The following is a 19,378-nucleotide window of genomic DNA, read 5'->3' as shown; positions in this document are numbered from 1 at the left end:
GGACACACAGCACGCGGGTGCCACCCCGAGCGCGCCCGCCAGATGCCCCATGCACGGCACCGACTTCGCCGCCGAACCGCACCGCCTGTACGACCAGATGCGCGCCTACGGTCCGGCGGCGCCCGTCGAACTCGCCCCCGGGGTGGACGCCACGCTCGTCGTCCAGCACGAGATGGCCCTCAGGGTGCTCCAGAACACCACCCTGTTCTCCCGTGACTCGCGCCGCTGGGCCGCGCTCAACGAGGGCCGTATCTCCCTCGACAGCCCGGTCCTGCCGATGATGATGTACAGGCCCAACGTCCTGTTCACCGACGGTGCGGTGCACCTGCGGCTGCGCAAGGCCGTCACCGAGAGCCTCGCCAAGCTGAGCATCAGCCGCATCCGGCGGGACGTCGAGCCCATCGCCGACTATCTGATCGACCAGTTCAGCGAGCGGGGCCGGGCCGACCTCCTCAACGACTACGCCAAGCTGATCCCGCTCCTGCTGTTCAACAAGATGTTCGGCTGCCCGGCCGACATCGGCGACCGCCTCACCTCCGGCATGTCCGCCATGTTCGACGGCCAGGACGACGCGCTCAAGGGTCTGGAGCAGGTCGTCACCTGTCTCCAGGAGCTGATCACGCTCAAGCGCCGCGAGCCCGGCGAGGACGTGACCTCCTGGCTCATCCAGCACTCCGCGGGCCTCAACGACGAGGAACTCCGGGACCAGTTGATCGTGCTGATGGGCGCCGGCCTGGAACCCCAGCGCAACCTCATAGCCAGTGCCCTGCTCCTGCTGCTGACCGACGGCCCGTCCGAGCGCGGCAGCGGCATGCTGGTCGAGGAAGCCATCGAGCACGTGCTGTGGAACAACCCGCCCATCGCCAACTACGCGACGCACTACGCGTTGCAGGACGTCGACCTCGGTGGTGTGTCGGTCGACGCGAACAGCCCGGTCGTCATCAGCTTCGCCGCCGCCAACAGCGACCCGGCTCTCAACGAGGCCCGGCAACTGGCCAGCAAGGGCGCGCACCTGGGCTTCGGCGCGGGCCCGCACGCCTGCCCCGCCAAGGACCCGGCCCAGGTCATCGCGCTCACGGCGATCGAGCGGATCCTCAACGCGCTGCCCGACCTGACCCTCGCGGTCCCGCAGGACAGCCTGGTGTGGCGCCCCGGCCCCTTCCACCGCGCGCTGGCCGCGCTGCCGGCGCGGTTCAGCCCGACGCCGGCCACCCGGATGGCGTCGGCCCTGCGCAACCTGGCGCCGACGATCGAACCGGTACGGCGTCCGGCGCCACAGCAGACCCCGGCCCCGGCGGCCCAGCAGGAACAGCGCAAGAAGGGATTCTGGAGCTCCTTCCTCGACGTCTTCCGGCTCTGAGGCTCAACTGCTCATCCACTTCGACCTGTTGAACCGATCGGCTTGACTGCCGTGAGCGCCCCGTGTCCGAGGCCTGGCCTCGGACACGGGGCGCTCACGCGTTTTCGCCGGGAAGCTCCGCGAACTCCGCCAGGGCGTGGGTGAGCCACTGGGTCCAGAAGGTCTCCAGGTCGATGCCCGCCCGCAGGACCAGGTGCTGGAGGCGGTCCTGGGGGCTGCCCGCACCGGGTGGGAAGTCCCGCTCCTCGATGTTCTGATACTCGGTCAACTGCTGCTGATGCAGGGCGAGGTGGCGGCGCAGATCGGCCTCGATGCCCTCGGTGCCGACGACCGCCGAGGCGCGCAGCCGCAGCAGCATCGTGTCGCGGTAGGGCTTGGGGTCCTGGGACGCGGCGGTCCAGCGGGCCAGTTCGGCGCGACCCGCGGGCAGGACCTCGTAGCTCTTCTTCTGCCCGCGGGTGGGCTGCTCGGCGGGCAGGGCGCGGATGTGCCCCTCGGCCTCCAGTTTTCCCAGCTCGCGATAGATCTGCTGATGTGTGGCCGACCAGAAGTAGCCGATCGACCTGTCGAACCGTCGGGTCAACTCCAGCCCCGAGGAAGGCTTTTCGAGCAGGGCGGTGAGGATCGCGTGCGGGAGTGACATGAACTCAATCCTAGGGACCGGGGCCTGCCTGGGGCTGGTGTGCTCGTACGAGTGTCAGAGTGCCGCCGCCAGTTCGGTGCCCTGCTTGATGGCGCGTTTGGCGTCCAGCTCGGCGGCCACGTCGGCGCCGCCGATCAGGTGCACGCTGCGGCCGGCGGCGAGCAGCTCGTCGTAGAGGTCGCGGCGCGGGTCCTGGCCGGTGCACAGGACGACGGTGTCGACCGGCAGGACGGTGGAGGTGCCGTCGACGGTGACGTGCAGACCGGCGTCGTCGATGCGGTCGTACTGGACGCCCGGGGTCATGGTGACGCCCCGGTGCTTGAGCTCGGTGCGGTGGATCCAGCCGGTGGTCTTGCCGAGTCCGGCGCCGACCTTGGACGCCTTGCGCTGGAGCAGGTGGACACTGCGGGGAGGGGCGGGGCGTTCGGGTGCGGCCAGCCCGCCCGGGGTGCGGTAGTCCATGTCGACGCCCCAGGCGCGGAAGTACGCCACCGGGTCCTCGCTCGTCTTGTCGCCGCCGTCGGTGAGGTACTCGGCGACGTCGAAGCCGATGCCGCCCGCGCCGAGGATCGCGACGCGGTCGCCGACGGTCACGTTGTCGCGCAGCACGTCGAGATAGCCGACGACGCTCGGGTGGTCGACGCCCGGGAGGTCCGGGATGCGAGGGGTGACGCCGGTGGCGACGACGACCTCGTCGTAGCCCGGGTGACCGGCGTGGTCCGCGAAGTCGCCTGCGGTCACGGGGGTGTTGAGGCGTACGTCCACGCCGTGGGCGTCGAGCTGGTGGCGGAAGTAGCGCAGGGTCTCGTCGAACTCCTGCTTGCCGGGGACCTTGCGGGCGACGTTCAGCTGGCCGCCGATCTCGGGCGCGGCGTCGAAGAGGGTGACCTGGTGGCCGCGTTCGGCCGCGGAGACGGCACAGGCGAGTCCGGCGGGTCCGGCGCCGACGACGGCAACCCGCTTGCGCAGCTTGGTCGGTGAGAGGACGAGTTCCGTCTCGTGGCAGGCGCGCGGGTTGACCAGGCAGGAGGTGATCTTGCCGCTGAACGTGTGGTCGAGGCAGGCCTGGTTGCAGCCGATGCAGGTGTTGATGGCCTCGGGACGCCCCTCGCGTGCCTTGTTGACGAAGTCGGGGTCGGCGAGCATAGGACGGGCCATCGACACCATGTCCGCGCACCCGTCGGCGAGCAACTCCTCGGCGACTTCGGGGGTGTTGATGCGGTTGGTGGTCACGAGGGGGATGCCGACCTCGCCCATGAGCTTCTTCGTCACCCAGGTGTACGCACCGCGCGGCACCGAGGTGGCGATGGTGGGGATCCGGGCCTCGTGCCAGCCGATGCCGGTGTTGATGATGGTCGCGCCGGCCGCCTCGACGGCCTTGGCGAGGGTGATCACCTCGTCGAGCGTGGAGCCGCCCGGGACCAGGTCCAGCATGGACAGCCGGTAGATGACGATGAAGTCCTCGCCGACGGCCTCGCGCACCCGCCGCACGATCTCGACGGGGAAGCGCGTGCGGTTCTCGTACGAGCCGCCCCAGCGGTCGGTGCGGTGGTTGGTCTGAGCGGCGATGAACTCGTTGATCAGATAGCCCTCGGAGCCCATGATCTCCACGCCGTCGTAGCCGGCCCGGCGGGCGAGGAGGGCTGTGCGGGCGTAGTCGTCGATGGTCTGCTCGACCTCGGCGTCGGTGAGCTCGTGCGGGGGGAAGAGGCTGATGGGGGCCTGGAGAGGGCTCGGGGCGACCAGGTCCTGGTGGTAGGCGTACCGGCCGAAGTGCAGGATCTGCATCGCGATCCTGCCGCCCTCGCGGTGTACGGCGTCGGTGATCGTCCGGTGCTGGTCGGCTTCCGCGTCGGTGGTGAGTTTCGCGCCGCCCACGCCGGGTCGCCCGGCGTCGTTGGGGGCGATGCCGCCGGTGACGATGAGGCCGACGCCGCCGCGGGCACGGGCGGCGTAGAACTCGGCCATGCGTTCGAAGCCGTGTTCGGCCTCCTCCAGGCCCACGTGCATGGAGCCCATGAGGACGCGGTTGGGGAGGGTGGTGAAGCCGAGGTCGAGGGGGTTCAGCAGGTGGGGGTATCGGCTCATGGGGGCCTCCGGGGCGGCGCGGGGCGGGGCTGGGCTGGGTCGGTCCTGCCTTTCTAGAGGACGGGGGAGGGGTTGTGCAACTAGTTGCACAATGGCGTGCGGCACATCGGGCCGGAAACGCGGCCGGCGCCACTCCCGCTATTTAGTCGGACGTCCTAGTATCCTTTTTACTAGGACGTCCAACTAAATCCATGTCGCGCTCCCCGGCGCGTTTTGGGAAGGCCCCCATGACCGTGAACGATCTCCACCGTCCCGTGCACCCCGTCCGCCTGGTGACGGCCTCCGCGCTGTTCGACGGGCATGACGCCTCGATCAACATCATGCGGCGGATCTTCCAGTCCCAGGGCGCCGAGGTGATCCACCTGGGGCACAACCGGTCGGTGCGGGAGGTCGTGGACGCGGCGCTGGAGGAGGACGCGCACGGGGTGGCCGTCTCGTCGTACCAGGGCGGGCATGTGGAGTACTTCGAGTATCTCGTCGAGTCGCTGCGCGAGCAGGGGGCCGAGCACGTCCAGGTGGTCGGGGGCGGCGGCGGTGTCATCGTGCCCGAGGAGATCACCCGGCTGCGCCGCAGCGGCGTGACCATCTTCTCGCCCGAGGACGGGCAGCGGATGGGCCTCGCCGGGATGGTCAACTCGGTCGTGAAGGACTGCGACTTCGACCTCTGGGAGAGCAAGCCGGTCGATGCCGCCGCCGTGCTGACCGGCGACCGCTTCGCCATCGCCCGTGCCCTCACCGGTGCGGAACTGGGCAAGCTGCCCCCGGAGCTGCTGGAGCAGGTGCGCGCCGCCGCCGCGGCACGGGTCACGCCGGTCCTCGGGATCACCGGCACCGGCGGCTCCGGGAAGTCGTCTCTCACGGACGAGCTGGTACGGCGGTTCCGCGTCGACCAGCAGGACAAGCTGCGGATCGCGGTGATCGCCGTGGACCCCACCCGGCGTCGGGGCGGCGGTGCGCTGCTCGGCGACCGCATCCGGATGAACTCACTGGACGGCAGCCGGATCTTCTTCCGGAGCCTGGCCACCCGCGGCAGCCGTGAGCTGCCCGAGCACCTGTCCGACGTGATCGACGTGGTCAAGGCCGCCGGGTTCGACCTGGTGATCGTGGAGACGCCGGGTATCGGGCAGGGCGACGCGGCGATCGTGCCGTACGTCGACACGTCGATGTACGTGATGACGCCGGAGTTCGGCGCCGCCTCGCAGCTGGAGAAGATCGACATGCTCGACTTCGCCGACGTCGTGGCGATCAACAAGTTCGAGCGGCGCGGCGCCAAGGACGCGATGCGTGACGTGGGCCGCCAACTGGTCCGCAACCGCGAGGCGTTCGGCAAGAAGCCCGAGGACATGCCGGTGTACGGCACCTCGGCGGCCACGTTCAACGACGACGGTGTCACCGCGCTCTACCAGCACCTGAAGGCCACTCTGGCCGAGCGGGGGCTGCCGCTGGCCGAGGGCGCCCTGGCGCCGGTCTCCGTACGGCACTCCTCCGGCATCCGGCGGGTGGTGCCCGCCGAGCGGGTGCGCTATCTCGCCGAGATCACGGAGGCGGTCCGCGCCTACCACGACCGGACCGAAGCGCTGGCCGAAGCGGCCCGGCGGGTGCAGCGGCTGGACGCCGTCAGGGGCGAGCTCGTCGAGGCCGGTGCCGACCCGGCGGGCGTGGAGTCGCTGCTCGCGAACGCCCACCGGGACCTCCCGCACGAGATCGGGGACCAGATCCTCGACTGGCCCGCGGTCGTGGCGTCGTACTCCGGCGACGAGCAGGTGGTGAAGGTACGGGACCGGGAGATCCGTACGAAGCTGAACCGCGAGTCCCTGTCGGGCAACCTGATCCCCCGGGTCGCGCTGCCCGCCTTCACCGACCATGGCGAACTGGTGCGGTTCTGGCGCCGGGAGAACCTGCCCGGCCTCTTCCCGTTCACCGCCGGGGTGTTCCCCTTCAAGCGCGACGGCGAGGACCCGGCGCGGATGTTCGCCGGGGAGGGCGACCCGTTCCGTACGAACCGGCGCTTCAAGCTGCTGTCCGAGGGCCAGCCGGCCACCCGGCTGTCCACCGCCTTCGACTCCGTCACCCTCTACGGCCGTGACCCCGACGAACGCCCCGACATCTACGGCAAGGTCGGCACGTCCGGGGTTTCCGTGGCGACCCTGGACGACATGAAGGCGCTCTACGACGGGTTCGACCTCGTCGCGCCGACCACCTCGGTGTCGATGACGATCAACGGCCCGGCACCGACCGTGCTGGCCTTCTTCCTCAACACCGTCATCGACCAGCAGGTGGACAAGTTCCGGGCGGCGGAAGGGCGCGACCCCTCGCCCGAGGAGGCCGCCGAGCTGCGGGCGCACGCGCTCGCGAACGTGCGCGGCACCGTGCAGGCCGACATCCTCAAGGAGGACCAGGGGCAGAACACCTGTCTGTTCTCCACCGAGTTCAGTCTGCGGATGATGGCCGACATCCAGGAGTGGTTCATCGAGCAGAAGGTCCGCAACTTCTACTCGGTGTCCATCTCCGGCTACCACATCGCCGAGGCCGGGGCGAACCCGATCAGCCAGCTGGCCTTCACCCTGGCCAACGGATTCACCTACGTCGAGGCCTACCTGGCGCGCGGTATGCGCATCGACGACTTCGCGCCCAACCTGTCCTTCTTCTTCTCCAACGGCATGGACCCGGAGTACTCCGTCCTCGGCCGGGTCGCCCGCCGGATCTGGGCCGTCGCGATGAAGGAGCGGTACGGGGCGGGGGAGAGGAGTCAGAAGCTGAAGTACCACGTGCAGACCTCGGGGCGGTCCCTGCACGCCCAGGAGATGGACTTCAACGACATCCGCACCACCCTGCAGGGCCTGATCGCCATCTACGACAACGCCAACTCCCTGCACACCAACGCCTACGACGAGGCCGTCACCACCCCGTCCGAGGAGTCGGTGCGGCGGGCGCTGGCCATCCAGCTCATCATCAACCGCGAGTGGGGGCTCGCGATGAACGAGAACCCGCTCCAGGGGTCGTTCATCATCGACCAGCTCACCGACCTGGTCGAGGAGGCGGTGCTCGCCGAGTTCGACCGGATCAACGAGCGCGGTGGCGTGCTCGGCGCGATGGAGACCGGCTACCAGCGCGGGCGCATCCAGGACGAGTCGATGCTGTACGAGCAGCGCAAGCACGACGGCACGCTGCCCATCATCGGCGTCAACACCTTCCGTCGGCCCGGCGGTGAGGGAGCGCCCCACGAGGTCGAGCTCGCCCGTGCCACGGAGACGGAGAAGGAGTCCCAGCTCGCGCGCGTACGCGACTTCCGGAACACGCACGGAGCGGAGGCCACGCAGGCGCTCGCCCGGCTGAAGGAGGCCGCCGTGGGCGGCGACAACGCCTTCGAGGCACTGATGGCGGCGGCCAGGGTGTGCACCCTGCGCCAGGTCACCGAGGCGTTCTTCGAGATCGGGGGCCAGTACCGGAGGAACGTCTGAATCCTTGACCGGCGCTCCGCCCTCCATGATGCTTTGTTGCGGCACGTGAGATGCGTGCCGCAATGAGCAACATCCAGTAGTCGAGGAGTGGCCATGACTCACCAGGTCCGTGCTGTCGTCGCGCGGGGCAAGGGCGCCCCCGTCAGCCTGGAGACGATCCTCGTGCCGGACCCCGGGCCGGGCGAGGCGCTGGTGAAGATCCAGGCCTGCGGTGTGTGCCACACCGACCTGCATTACCGCGAGGGCGGGATCAACGACGACTTCCCCTTCCTGCTGGGTCATGAGGCGGCCGGGGTCGTGGAGTCGGTGGGGGAGGGGGTCACGGACGTGGCTCCCGGTGACTTCGTGATCCTCAACTGGCGTGCGGTGTGCGGGAACTGCCGGGCCTGTCTGCGCGGGCGTCCGTGGTACTGCTTCAACACGCACAACGCCAAGCAGAAGATGACCCTGCTCGACGGCACGGAACTCTCCCCGGCGCTCGGTATCGGGGCGTTCGCCGAGAAGACGCTCGTCGCGGCCGGACAGTGCACCAAGGTCGACCCGGCAGCCTCGGCCGCTGTCGCCGGGCTGCTGGGGTGTGGCGTGATGGCCGGAATCGGCGCCGCCATCAACACCGGGAACGTCGGCCGTGGCGACTCCGTCGCGGTCATCGGCTGCGGTGGGGTCGGGGACGCGGCGGTCGTCGGGTCGAACCTGGCCGGCGCCGCGAGGATCATCGCCGTCGACATCGACGACAACAAGCTCGCGACCGCCCGCAAGCTGGGCGCGACCCACACGGTCAACTCCAGGGAGACCGATCCGGTCGAGGCGATCCGTGAGCTGACCGGCGGCAACGGCGCCGACGTGGTCATCGAGGCGGTCGGCCGCCCGGAGACGTACAAGCAGGCGTTCTACGCCCGTGACCTCGCCGGGACGGTCGTGCTGGTCGGGGTGCCGACGCCGGAGATGAAGCTGGAGCTCCCGCTGATCGATGTCTTCGGGCGCGGTGGCTCGCTGAAGTCGTCCTGGTACGGCGACTGCCTGCCCTCCCGCGACTTCCCCATGCTCATCGACCTCTACCTCCAGGGCCGCCTCCCCCTGGACGCCTTCGTGACCGAGACCATCGCGCTCGACGAGGTGGAGAAGGCGTTCGAGCGGATGCACGGTGGCGACGTACTGCGTTCGGTGGTGGTGCTGTGATGGCCGGCGCCCGTATAGAACGTCTGGTCACCTCGGGCACGTTCTCGCTCGACGGCGGCACCTGGGACGTCGACAACAACGTGTGGATCATCGGCGACGAGAGCGAAGCGCTCGTCATCGACGCCGCCCATGACGCCGACGCCATCGCCGAGGCCCTCGGCGGTCGCACTCTCCGGGCCATCGTGTGCACCCACGCCCACAACGACCACATCGACGCGGCCCCGGCCCTCGCCGCGCGTACCGGCGCCCCGATCCTGCTCCACGGCGACGACCTGCCGCTGTGGAAGCAGACCCACCCGGACCGGGAACCCGACGCCTCGCTGACCGACGGCCAGGTGCTGACCGTCGCCGGGGTCGAGCTGACCGTGCTGCACACGCCCGGCCATGCCCCGGGCGCGGTCTGCCTCTACGCACCCGCCCTGAGCGCCCTCTTCGGCGGCGACACGCTCTTCGCGGGCGGACCCGGCGCCACCGGCCGCTCCTACTCCCACTTCCCGACCATCGTCGACTCGATCCGCGACCGGCTGCTCACCCTCCCCGGCGACACCGTCGTATACACCGGGCACGGAGACACGACCACCGTCGCCGCCGAGGCCCCGCACCTCCAGGAGTGGATCGACCGCGGTTTCTGATCGTCCGGGTCGATCTGCGATCCATACGTCCCTGACCGGGGACTTTGCCGGCCGATGCCTGCCCGATGCCTGCCCGATGTCTGTCTGAGCCGCGCTGAAGCGCTCATTCGGACATCGGGCCTGCTGCGTTTTCCAGTTGTGCAATACGCATCGCGTTGTTCAGGGCGCAACCCGAGCAATGCCTCATCCCGGGCTCTGGACTTCTTGACAAGGGTTCTGGGCGCCCTCAAACTGACGTTGCGCTTACCGCAATCCGTTTCGCTATACGCACCGAGGTGTCATGATGATTCCCGCGTGCCGACTCGCGGATCTCCCGCGAGGTGAGGCCTTCCGGCTCGACATCGACCCGCCCGTCTCGGTGTTCCACACCGACGACGGCGAGGTCTTCGCCATCGACGACACCTGCACCCACCAGGATGCCTCGCTCGCCGACGGCTGGCTGGAGGGTTGCGAGGTGGAATGCCCGCTGCACGCCTCCAAGTTCGACCTGCGCACCGGCGCGGTCGACTCCCCGCCGGCCAAGCTGCCGGTGCGGACGCACGAGGTCGTCGTCGAGGACGGCATGATCTACGTACGGGTGTCCACGGACGCCCCCAACCTGCCGCCCTGTATCGCGTCCCGGCTCGCCGGGGGTCCCGCGTGAGGACGGTGGCCGTGGTGGGCGCCTCGCTGGCCGGACTGTCGGCGGCGCGCTCCCTGCGCAAGCAGGGCTATGACGGACGGCTGGTTCTGATCGGCGACGAGGCTCACCGCCCGTACGACAGACCGCCGTTGTCCAAGGAGTTCCTGGCCGGAACCCTCGGCGAGGCGGATCTCGGACTGGAGACGGACGGCGAGGACCTCCGCGCGGAGTGGCTGCTGGGCACCCGCGCAACCGGCCTCGACCGCACCGACCGGTCCGTCCGCCTCGCCGACGGCCGGAACGTCCGCGCCGACGGGATCGTCATCGCGACCGGCGCCGCCGCCCGCACCCTGCCGGGCGCCGACGGCCTGACCGGCGTGCACACCCTGCGCACCCTCGACGACGCCCGCGCCCTGCGCGACGAACTGGCTCGCGGCGGACGGCTGGTGGTGATCGGCGGCGGCTTCATCGGCGCCGAGGTCGCCTCCACCGCGTACGCCCTCGGCCTCGACGTGACGGTGATCGAGGCCGCCCCGACACCGCTCGCCGGACCGCTCGGCGAGACCATGGGCGCCGTCGTCTCCGGCCTCCACGCCGACCACGGCGTACGGCTGTTGTGCGGCGTCGGCGTCAAGGGGCTGAGCGGGGAGCACCGGGTCGAGGCCGTTCTGCTGGCGGACGGGCGCAGCGTTCCCGCCGACATCGTCGTCGTCGGGGTGGGCGCGCGGCCCTGCGTCGACTGGCTGGCAGGGTCCGGCGTAGCCCTGGAGAACGGCGTCAAGTGCGGCGCCGACGGCCGCACCAGCCTGGCCGGTGTGGTCGCGGTCGGAGACTGCGCCAACTGGTACGACCCCCGTGCGGGAGCCCATCGCCGGGTCGAGCACTGGACGGGTGCGCTGGAGCGTCCCGCCGCTGCCGTGGCCACGCTGCTGGCGGGCGGTGCGGTGGAGCCGGGGGTGCCCCGGCCGCCCTATTTCTGGTCCGATCAGTACGGGGTGAAGATCCAGTTCGTCGGCCATGCGGGGGGCGCCGACAGCGTGGCGGTCGAGGAAGGTGCGGTTGGTGACCGTGACGTTCTGGCTGTTTATCGGCGGGCCGGGGAGCCGGTCGCTGTTCTTGGGATGAATCAGCCTCGGCTTTTTGTGCGGTGGCGCAAGCAGTTGGCTGCCCCGGCTGTGCGGTGATTCGTCTGCGCGCCCGTGGGGGCTGGTCGCGCAGTTCCCCGCGCCCCTGACGTGCGCGCCCCTTCGGGGCGCTACGCCATATCCAGTTGACCGGATCACACGACCACGACGTTTCTCCGAGGAGTGCACCGTGACCTCGACCAGCCTGCCCGACAGCCTGATCGCGACCCTGCCCGGCTCCTCCTACACGGACGCGGGGATCTTCGCCCAGGAGCAGGAGCACATATTCGAGACCATGTGGTTCTGTGTCGCGCGCGCGTCCGAACTGGCGAAGCCCGGGGCCTTCCGGACCGTCGACGTCGGCCGCGAGAGCATCCTCGTGACGCGGGCGCGGGACAACTCGATCCGCGCCTACTTCAACGTCTGCCGGCACCGTGGCGCCAAGCTCTGCACCGAGGAGACCGGCGAGGTCAAGCGGGCCTTCCAGTGCCCGTACCACGCCTGGACGTACGGACTGGACGGCAAGCTCGTCGCAGCGCCCAACCTCACCAAGATGCCGGACGTCGGCCGTACCGAGTACGGCCTGGTGAGCGTGGCCGTGCGGGAATGGCTCGGCTATGTCTGGGTCTGCCTCGCGGAGAACCCGCCCTCCTTCGAGGAGGACGTGATCGGCGAGGTCATCGGCCGGCTCGGTGACGTCGAGTCGATCGAGCACTACGACATCGACAACCTCTCGGTCGGCAGGCGGATCGTCTACGACGTGAAGGCCAACTGGAAGCTCATCATCGAGAACTTCATGGAGTGCTACCACTGCGCCACGATCCACCCCGAACTCACCGAGGTGCTCCCCGAGTTCGCCGACGGCTACGCGGCCCAGTACTACGTCGGCCACGGCGCCGAGTTCGGCGGCGAGGTCCAGGGGTTCACCATCGACGGCTCCGAGGGCCTGGACCGCATCCCGGGCGTCGCCGAGGACCAGGACCGCCGCTACTACGCGATCACCGTCAAACCGCAGGTCTTCATCAACCTCGTACCCGACCATGTGATCTTCCACCGCATGTACCCGGTGGCCGCCGACCGCACGATCGTCGAGTGCGACTGGCTGTATCTCCCGCACGTCGTCGAGAGCGGCAAGGACGTCAGCCGGTCGGTGGAACTCTTCGACCGGGTCAACCGCCAGGACTTCGAGGCCTGCGAGCGCACCCAGCCCGGAATGCACTCCCGGCTCTACGCGAAGGGCGGCGTCCTGGTGCCCAGTGAGCACCACATCGGCGCCTTCCACGACTGGGTCAACGAACGGCTGGGCAAGCGCCCCTGAGGGGCGCGGGGAACTGCGCGATCAGCCCCCACCGGACCCGCGGCCAACGACTCAGCCCAGATATCCCATCCGGTGACTGATCTCCGCCGCACCCTTGATCAGCAGCGGTGCCAGCTCGTGCAGCCGTTCCGTGGTGAACCGGTAGGAGGGCCCGGACGCGCTCACCGCCGCGACAACCGTCCCGGTGCGGTCGCGGATCGGTGCCGCCATCGCGTGCAGGCCGAGCTCCAGCTCCTCCTGCGTCCACGCGTACCCGCGCTCCCGTGCCTCCGCGAGGTCCTTCTCCAGCTTCGTCTTCGCGGTGATGGTGTGCGGGGTGACCTTCTTCAGACCGGCCCCGTTCAGCAGCGCTGTGCGCTCCTTCGCGGGCAGGTGGGCCAGCAGGACCTTGCCGCTGGAGGTGGCGTGCAGCGGGGTCAGCTGACCGACCCAGTTGTACGCGCTGACGGCTCCGGGGCCGCGTGCCTCGAACAGGTTGACGGCGTAGTGCTCCTGCATCACCGCGATGTTGACGGTCTCGCCGATCTCCTCGGCGAGCTGTTCGCAGACCGGGCGGCCCTGCTGGGTGATGTCGATACTGCCCGTGACAGCGCCGGCCAGCCGCACGATGCCGAAGCCGAGACGGTACTTGCCACGCTCGCCCGCCTGTTCCACCAGACCGCGCGCCTCCAGCGCGCCGAGCAGCCGGAAAGCGGTAGATTTGTGAACATCGATCTCGGCAGCGACCTCGCTGACGCCTGCCTCGCCGCGCTGGGCGAGGATCTCCAGGACGCTGATCGCGCGGTCGACCGACTGCACTCCGCCGGCCTGTGAATTGGACGTTTCGGTGTCTGTGCTGTGGTTGCTCACAGCGAAACTATACGCGCAGTAAACAACGCCATTGCAAGTAACAGCCCGGAAATCAAGAGCTTGCATGTTGCGTGTCCCGCAACCTGGTGCGTATCGCGCTACTGGATTAGCATGCCTCGCGTATCTACGGCGCGAGCGAGACGAGACATCATGGCTCCCCTGCAATACGACTTCGTCATCGTCGGCGGCGGATCGGCCGGCAGCGCACTTGCGAACAGGCTCTCGGCGGACCCGGCGAACCGGGTGCTGGTCCTGGAGGCAGGCCGCCCCGACTACCCGTGGGACGTCTTCATCCACATGCCCGCGGCGCTGACCTATCCCATCGGCAGCCGCTTCTACGACTGGAAGTACGAGTCCGAGCCCGAACCCCATATGGGCGGCCGCCGCGTCTACCACGCACGCGGCAAGGTGCTCGGCGGCTCCAGCAGCATCAACGGCATGATCTTCCAGCGCGGAAACCCCATGGACTACGAGCGCTGGGCTGCCGACCCCGGCATGGAGAAGTGGGACTACGCGCACTGTCTGCCGTACTTCCGGCGCATGGAGAACTGTCTCGCCGCCGACCCGGACGACGAGTTCCGCGGCCACGACGGCCCCCTCGTCCTCGAACGCGGCCCGGCCACCAACCCCCTCTTCGGCGCCTTCCTCAAGGCCACGGAGGAAGCGGGGTACGCGCCCACCGACGACGTCAACGGATACCGGCAGGAGGGCTTCGCCAAGTTCGACCGGAACGTCCACCGGGGGCGTCGTCTGTCGGCCTCCAAGGCGTACCTCAAGCCCGTCCGCAAGCGCCCCAACCTGACGGTCAAGACGCGTGCCCTGGTCACCCGTGTCCTGTTCGAGGGCAAGAAGGCCGTCGGCGTCGAGTACCAGCGCGGCAAGGGCGCGCTCCAGCAGGTCCGTGCCAAGGAGGTCATCCTCTGCGGCGGCGCGATCAACTCCCCGCAACTGCTCCAGCTCTCCGGAGTCGGCAACGCGGAGGAGCTGAGCGCCCTCGGTGTCGACGTCGTCCACGATCTCCCGGGCGTCGGCGAGAACATGCAGGACCACCTGGAGGTGTACGTCCAGTACGCCTGCAAGCAGCCGGTGTCCATGCAGCCGTACATGGCGAAGTGGCGCGCCCCCTTCATCGGCCTGCAGTGGCTGTTCCGCAAGGGACCGGCGTCCACGAACCACTTCGAGGCCGGCGGCTTCGCCCGCAGCAACGAGGACGTCGACTACCCCAACCTGATGTTCCACTTCCTGCCCATCGCCGTCCGCTACGACGGCTCCTCGCCGGCCGGCGGCCATGGCTACCAGGTGCACGTGGGCCCCATGTACTCCGATGCCATCGGCTCCGTGAAGATCAAGAGCAAGGACCCGCGCGAGCACCCGGCACTGCGCTTCAACTACCTCTCCACCGAGCAGGACCGGCGGGAGTGGGTCGAGGCGATCCGCGTGGCGCGCAAGCTCCTCAGCCAGCCCGCCCTCGCCCCCTACAACGACGGCGAGGTCTCGCCCGGGGCGAAGGTGGCGACGGACGAGGAGATCCTCGAATGGGTCGCCAAGGAGGGCGAGACCGCCCTGCATCCGTCCTGCACCTGCAAGATGGGGCCCTCGGAGGACGGGATGGCGGTCGTCGACCCGGAGAGCCTGCGGGTGCACGGTGTGGAGGGTCTGCGGGTCGTGGACGCCTCGGTGATGCCCTACGTCACCAACGGCAACATCTACGCGCCGGTGATGATGATCGCCGAGAAGGCCGCCGACCTGATCCTCGGCAAGGAGCCGCTGCCCGCCTCCAAGGCGGCGTACTACCGCCACCGGGACGCCGGCACCCAGCAGGCGGGGTAGGGGCGGACGGTGGGTGCTTCAGGACTCCGGACGCTGCTGGAGCGTGTCCGTTACGAGGTGCTGCCCGCCAAGGCGACCGAGGACAAGGTTCTCGCCCACGTTCCGCGCGACGTCGTCGTCACCGTGACGGCGTCGCCGGTCAAGGGGCTGGAGCCGACCCTCGACCTGGCCGGTCGGCTGGCGGCGCAGGGCTACCGGGTGGTTCCGCATGTGCCTGCCCGGCTGCTGCGGGACGACGCGCATCTGAAGGACGTCGTCGACCGGCTGCGGGGGGTGGGGGTGGAGGACGTCTTCGTGCCGGCGGGGGACGCTGATCCCCCGGCCGGGGCCTACGAGGGCGCCCTGCCCGTGCTGCGCAGGCTCGGCGAGCTGGGCAGCCCGTTCACACACGTCGGCGTGACCGGTTACCCCGAGAGCCATCCGCTCATCCACGACGACGTCACCATCCAGTCCATGTGGGACAAGCGCGAGCACGCGACGTACATCGTCAGCAACCTGTGCTTCGACGCCCGTGTGCTGGGGGAGTGGGTCGGGCGGGTGCGGCGCCGGGACATCGCCCTGCCCGTGTACGTGGGTGTGGCTGGGCCTGTGCAGCGGGCGAAGCTGCTGTCGATGGCGACGAAGATCGGGGTGGGGGAGTCGACGCGCTTCCTGGCCCGGCACCCGTTGTGGTTCCTGCGGTTCGCCGCGCCTGGTGGATATTCGCCAGAGCGGTTGCTCTCGCGGGCGGAGGGGGCGCTCACGGTGCCCGGGGCGGGGGTGGCGGGGCTGCACCTGTTCACGTTCAATCAGGTCGCGGAGACGGAGTTGTGGCGGCGGGCTGTGCTGGAGCGGCTTGCCGGGGGTTGAGCACCATTCGCTTGTCGAGTGACAGGCCCTCTTCCGAGTCAGGAAGTTCCAGTCGGCAGCACGCTGCTTGATTCGGCTGCCGACTTTGCGATGCCGACTCGGAAGAGGCCCGGTGCTCTGCTAGCCGATGGCTCCGATGATGAGCGTCTTGCCCGTGTACGTGGTGGCGCTGATGCCGGTGGCGGTGCCGTCGAGGCGGTAGAGGAGGCCGGTCGGGGTGATGGCCCAGATGTCGGGGAGGTCGGTGCTGGTCATGGCGGGGCTGCCGTACAGGAAGGGGTAGACGTCGGTGGTGAAGCCCTCGCCGTAGAGGTCGTCACCGTCGAGGCTCGCGCCGGAGGTGGCCAGGGTGGCCCAGTCGGTGGCGCCGCTGGAGGTGGCGGCGGAGTGGCGGAGCCAGAGCTTGCCCGTGGCGGTGCGGTAGATCATGTCGACGGTGCCGTCGGAGTTGAAGTCGGCGAGGCTGACGATGTCGCGGTCCGACCAGGAGCCCGAAGTGAGCAGGGTGGCGGTGGCGAAACTGCCGCCGCTGTAGCCGGAGAAGATCCACAGGGCGTCGCCGGAGACGGCGAGGATCTCGGGCTGCTCGTCGCCGTTCGCGTCGCCCATCGACTTGATCTCGGTGAGGGTGGCGGGGTCCGGGGCGTTCGGGGGGAGCTGGATCTTCTGGCGCTGGGAGACGTCGGTGCCGCCGTATCCGTCGCCGGGGTAGAGGTAGAGGCCGCCGTCCGGGGTGCGGACGACGAAGTCGGTGATGCCGTCGCCGGGGGCGAAGTCGCCGTTGTGGGTGATCAGGGCGTAGGTGCTGGAGCCGTTCCACCAGTGGCCGATGGAGGTGGCGTCGGTGAGGAGGGTGCCGTCGTCGTGGGTGGTCGGGGTGGAGGCGACGTAGGCGCCGGTGTTGGTGATGTTGTCGACGTAGAGCTTGCCGGTGGTGCGGACGCTGGCGAAGTCGGGGATCTGGTCGCCGGTGTAGTCGGCGGCGCCGTCCGGTACGGCCTTGGGGGTGACGTAGAAGACGTACTTCTTGGCGTTGGAGGCGTTGCCGGCGGCGTCGTACGCCTTGATGTACAGGACGTTGGGTCCGGCCAGGGTGGGCTTGCCGGTGATGGTCTTGGAGGTGATCACCGTGGAGCAGGAGGCCGTGGGGCCGCCGGTGGTGCCGGAGGTGGAGGCGCAGACGTAGTTGGCGTAGGTGGTGGAGTTGAAGGAGTACGCGTACTTCACGACGTCGGTGTCGGTGGTGGAGAAGGTGAAGGCGCCGGAGGTGCCGAAGGTCTCCGTTGACCAGACGCTGCCGTTGCCGGTGCTGCCGTCGGGCTTGAGGTCCTCGGGGAAGACGGTGGAGACGGCCTTGGGGGTGGTGGGGATGGAGGTGTTGTAGGTGAAGCGGCATTCGTCGGTGCCGGTGGTGGGGGCCCAGCCGGAGTCGGTTCCGTCGTCGTCCTCGGCCCGTACCCGCCAGGAGTAGTCGTAGCCGTCGGTGAACTTGGTGGCGGCGATCGACCAGGAGGCGGCGCCGGTGGCGGTGGCGGCGGTCTTGGTGGCGGTGACTTTGGTGGTGGAGCTGTAATTCGTCCGCCAGTACTCGAAGTAAAGGGACGCGAGGTCGCCGTCGGGGTCGGTGGCCTTGGCGGACAGGGTGATGGTGCTCTGCTTGCCGATCAAGCTCGCCACCGGCAACCAGGTCCAGTTCTCGCGGCTCGACCCGTACGGCAACGAGCGTACGGAGAGCTCCAACTTCCGCTCCCACACCGGTTATGTGGGCGGCACGGACGACAACACCACAGGCCTGACCCATCTGGGGGCGCGCGAGTACGACCCGTCGACGGGCCGGTTCCTGTCGGCCGACCCGGTCCTGGATCTCACCGACCCGCTCCAGGCCAACGGCTACAACTACGCCAACAACAATCCCGTCACGCACGCGGACCCGACTGGTCTGACCTCCACTGCCTCGACCTTCGACGCGGCCGAGGCGGCTTTGGACGCGCAGATCGCCGCGCAGGAGAAGATCCTTTCCGGGTCGGTCGCGGACATCGTGCGGACGTACGGCTGGGCCCTGTTCAAGGAGTTCATCGGCTGGGACGACGTCATGGGCTGCTTCACGCAGGGTGACCTGTGGGCCTGCGGCTCTCTCCTGGTGGATGCCATCCCGTGGACGAAGGTCTTCAAGCTCGCCTACAAGGTCGCCAAGGTCGTCGGCCGGATCATCAGCGGCATCAAGGCCCTGAACAAGGCGAAGGATGTCGCCCGCAAGACCATCGCCTCGCTGAAGGCGGCGAAGGCCGCCGTCCAGCGGGCCAAGGCCGAGGCGAAACGCAAGGCCGCCGAGGCGTTGAAGAAGGCCAAGGAGAAGGCCCTGGCGGCGAAGGCCGCCGCGAAGAAGAAGACCGGCACGGGTTCCAAGGGCACGGCCGGCAAGGCGGAACAGACCAAGGCATCCGCCGCTGCCAAGTCCAACGGCGCGAAGAGGGCCAAGGACAACGGCGCCGACGGCGGGGACAGCACGGACGCCGACGACAGTGGTTCGGGCGCGTCCTGCCCCAGGCCCCACAGCTTCCTGCCCGGTACCCAGGTGTTGATGGCGGACGGCACCACCAAGGCCATCGAGGACGTCGAGAACGGCGACGAGCTGGCCGCCAACGACCCCGAGACGTCGACGACCTCGGGCACGGAGACCGCCGCAGCGACCATCACCACCTACGACGACAAGGACTTCACCGTCCTGACCGTCAAGACGGCCGACGGTACGACGTCGAAGCTGACGACCACTGACACTCACCCTTTCTGGGTCACCGACCCCGCCGCCGACCCCACCGACGGCACTTGGGTGGAGGGCGGCAGCCTGGAGTCCGGCCAGTGGCTCCAGACGAGCGCCGGCACCCACGTCCAGATCACCGCGGTCAGCCGGTACATCAAGACGCAGGTCACGCATGACCTGACTGTCAGTAACGTCCACACCTACTATGTGCTGGCGGGGGCCGCACCGGTACTCGTCCACAACTGCGATGAATCGTCGTCGGTCAACGTCGACGAAGAAATGGCCAGACTCCCTGAATATCAGGGAGGTGCGACGTCTGGTCACGCCGTGGCAGCTGATGGCACGAGGTACGAAGGGCTGACGAGTGGCCTCGGGGACGATGGTGACTTGGTCGACTGGGTCAATTCAACGCTGCGTCAGCAGGGTCGTTTGCCGGGAAATGCCAAGTCCGGGCGCGCTGTGGATGTTGAGCAGAAGTTTGCTGCCGCCATGCAGCGGGACGGCGTCGGCCATGCTGATCTGTTCATCAATTACCCGACAGGCCCGTGCACGGTCAGAATGGGATGCGACGACGTTCTGAATGGCCTGCTTGGCAGTAACCGCACACTCACGGTGCACTGGCCAGGGGGCGGACGTCGAACTTACGGAGGGTCGAGTTGATC

General features: G+C 69.0%; 14 protein-coding genes. 10 read left to right on the top strand and 4 right to left on the bottom strand.

The annotated features are described in order from the left end of the window. The first annotated feature begins 49 nt into the window (after positions 1–49). Positions 50–1,360: a cytochrome P450 gene (locus tag OHN74_RS14665; protein ID WP_327700123.1), complete on the top strand. Its 1,311-nt coding sequence runs from the start codon at positions 50–52 to the stop codon at positions 1,358–1,360. A gap of 94 nt (positions 1,361–1,454) precedes the next feature. On the opposite strand, the gene OHN74_RS14660 is transcribed toward OHN74_RS14665, so the two are convergent. Beyond that, a complete protein-coding gene (locus tag OHN74_RS14660; protein ID WP_327695016.1) occupies positions 1,455–2,003 on the bottom strand; it encodes a PadR family transcriptional regulator in 549 nt (182 codons plus the stop codon). A 54-nt stretch (positions 2,004–2,057) separates the two neighbouring features. Continuing rightward, positions 2,058–4,091, bottom strand: coding sequence for an NADPH-dependent 2,4-dienoyl-CoA reductase (locus OHN74_RS14655; RefSeq protein WP_327695015.1), 2,034 nt, complete (start codon positions 4,089–4,091; stop codon positions 2,058–2,060). Positions 4,092–4,324: 233 nt separating this feature from the next. Here OHN74_RS14655 and icmF point away from each other — a divergent pair, with 233 nt between their 5' ends. From icmF to OHN74_RS14625, 6 genes are all read left to right on the top strand, one after another. Continuing rightward, on the top strand, positions 4,325–7,552 hold the full coding sequence (gene icmF / locus OHN74_RS14650) for a fused isobutyryl-CoA mutase/GTPase IcmF (protein ID WP_327700122.1): 3,228 nt from the start codon (positions 4,325–4,327) through the stop codon (positions 7,550–7,552). A 93-nt stretch (positions 7,553–7,645) separates the two neighbouring features. Beyond that, positions 7,646–8,731, top strand: coding sequence for an S-(hydroxymethyl)mycothiol dehydrogenase (locus tag OHN74_RS14645; protein WP_327695014.1), 1,086 nt, complete (start codon positions 7,646–7,648; stop codon positions 8,729–8,731). Further along, the gene (locus tag OHN74_RS14640) at positions 8,731–9,363 is read left to right on the top strand and encodes an MBL fold metallo-hydrolase (protein WP_327695013.1); all 633 of its coding nucleotides are present in this window, start codon (positions 8,731–8,733) and stop codon (positions 9,361–9,363) included. Before OHN74_RS14645 ends, OHN74_RS14640 begins: the two co-directional genes overlap by 1 nt. 280 nt (positions 9,364–9,643) lie before the next feature. Further along, the gene (locus tag OHN74_RS14635; protein WP_327695012.1) at positions 9,644–10,006 is read left to right on the top strand and encodes a bifunctional 3-phenylpropionate/cinnamic acid dioxygenase ferredoxin subunit; all 363 of its coding nucleotides are present in this window, start codon (positions 9,644–9,646) and stop codon (positions 10,004–10,006) included. Then, positions 10,003–11,169, top strand: a complete 1,167-nt coding sequence (locus OHN74_RS14630; protein ID WP_327695011.1) for an NAD(P)/FAD-dependent oxidoreductase — start codon at positions 10,003–10,005, stop codon at positions 11,167–11,169. Before OHN74_RS14635 ends, OHN74_RS14630 begins: the two co-directional genes overlap by 4 nt. A gap of 130 nt (positions 11,170–11,299) precedes the next feature. Beyond that, positions 11,300–12,427, top strand: coding sequence for an aromatic ring-hydroxylating oxygenase subunit alpha (locus OHN74_RS14625; protein ID WP_327695010.1), 1,128 nt, complete (start codon positions 11,300–11,302; stop codon positions 12,425–12,427). A gap of 51 nt (positions 12,428–12,478) precedes the next feature. Here OHN74_RS14625 and OHN74_RS14620 read toward each other — a convergent pair whose 3' ends face one another. Continuing rightward, positions 12,479–13,225 carry an IclR family transcriptional regulator gene (locus OHN74_RS14620; RefSeq protein ID WP_327700121.1) on the bottom strand — a complete coding sequence of 249 codons (747 nt, stop codon included), beginning with the start codon at positions 13,223–13,225 and terminating at the stop codon, positions 12,479–12,481. Between the two features lie 201 nt (positions 13,226–13,426). Here OHN74_RS14620 and betA point away from each other — a divergent pair, with 201 nt between their 5' ends. Next, on the top strand, positions 13,427–15,106 hold the full coding sequence (betA, locus tag OHN74_RS14615) for a choline dehydrogenase (protein WP_327695009.1): 1,680 nt from the start codon (positions 13,427–13,429) through the stop codon (positions 15,104–15,106). Positions 15,107–15,115: 9 nt separating this feature from the next. Then, on the top strand, positions 15,116–15,955 hold the full coding sequence (locus OHN74_RS14610) for a 5,10-methylenetetrahydrofolate reductase (protein ID WP_327695008.1): 840 nt from the start codon (positions 15,116–15,118) through the stop codon (positions 15,953–15,955). 120 nt (positions 15,956–16,075) lie between these two features. Here OHN74_RS14610 and OHN74_RS14605 read toward each other — a convergent pair whose 3' ends face one another. Next, the gene (locus OHN74_RS14605) at positions 16,076–17,632 is read right to left on the bottom strand and encodes an FG-GAP repeat domain-containing protein (RefSeq protein WP_327695007.1); all 1,557 of its coding nucleotides are present in this window, start codon (positions 17,630–17,632) and stop codon (positions 16,076–16,078) included. Between OHN74_RS14605 and OHN74_RS14600 the strand changes: the two genes are divergently transcribed. Beyond that, a complete protein-coding gene (locus OHN74_RS14600; RefSeq protein ID WP_327695006.1) occupies positions 17,613–19,376 on the top strand; it encodes an RHS repeat-associated core domain-containing protein in 1,764 nt (587 codons plus the stop codon). The genes OHN74_RS14605 and OHN74_RS14600 overlap by 20 nt on opposite strands. Positions 19,377–19,378: the final 2 nt, after the last annotated feature.

The organism is Streptomyces sp. NBC_00459 (genome assembly GCF_036013955.1).
In the GTDB taxonomy this organism is placed as follows: Bacteria; Actinomycetota; Actinomycetes; order Streptomycetales; family Streptomycetaceae; genus Streptomyces.
This window is presented reverse-complemented; position numbering and strand designations above follow the sequence as displayed.

Excerpts from the sequence above, each read along its gene's own strand:
- OHN74_RS14635 (WP_327695012.1), top strand. The coding sequence starts at position 9,644 with ATGATGATTCCCGCGTGCCGACTCGCGGATCTCCCGCGAGGTGAGGCC.
- OHN74_RS14640 (WP_327695013.1), top strand. The coding sequence starts at position 8,731 with ATGGCCGGCGCCCGTATAGAACGTCTGGTCACCTCGGGCACGTTCTCG.
- OHN74_RS14655 (WP_327695015.1), bottom strand. The coding sequence starts at position 4,091 with ATGAGCCGATACCCCCACCTGCTGAACCCCCTCGACCTCGGCTTCACC.
- OHN74_RS14660 (WP_327695016.1), bottom strand. The coding sequence starts at position 2,003 with ATGTCACTCCCGCACGCGATCCTCACCGCCCTGCTCGAAAAGCCTTCC.
- betA (WP_327695009.1), top strand. The coding sequence starts at position 13,427 with ATGGCTCCCCTGCAATACGACTTCGTCATCGTCGGCGGCGGATCGGCC.
- OHN74_RS14665 (WP_327700123.1), top strand. The coding sequence starts at position 50 with ATGCACGGCACCGACTTCGCCGCCGAACCGCACCGCCTGTACGACCAG.
- OHN74_RS14645 (WP_327695014.1), top strand. The coding sequence starts at position 7,646 with ATGACTCACCAGGTCCGTGCTGTCGTCGCGCGGGGCAAGGGCGCCCCC.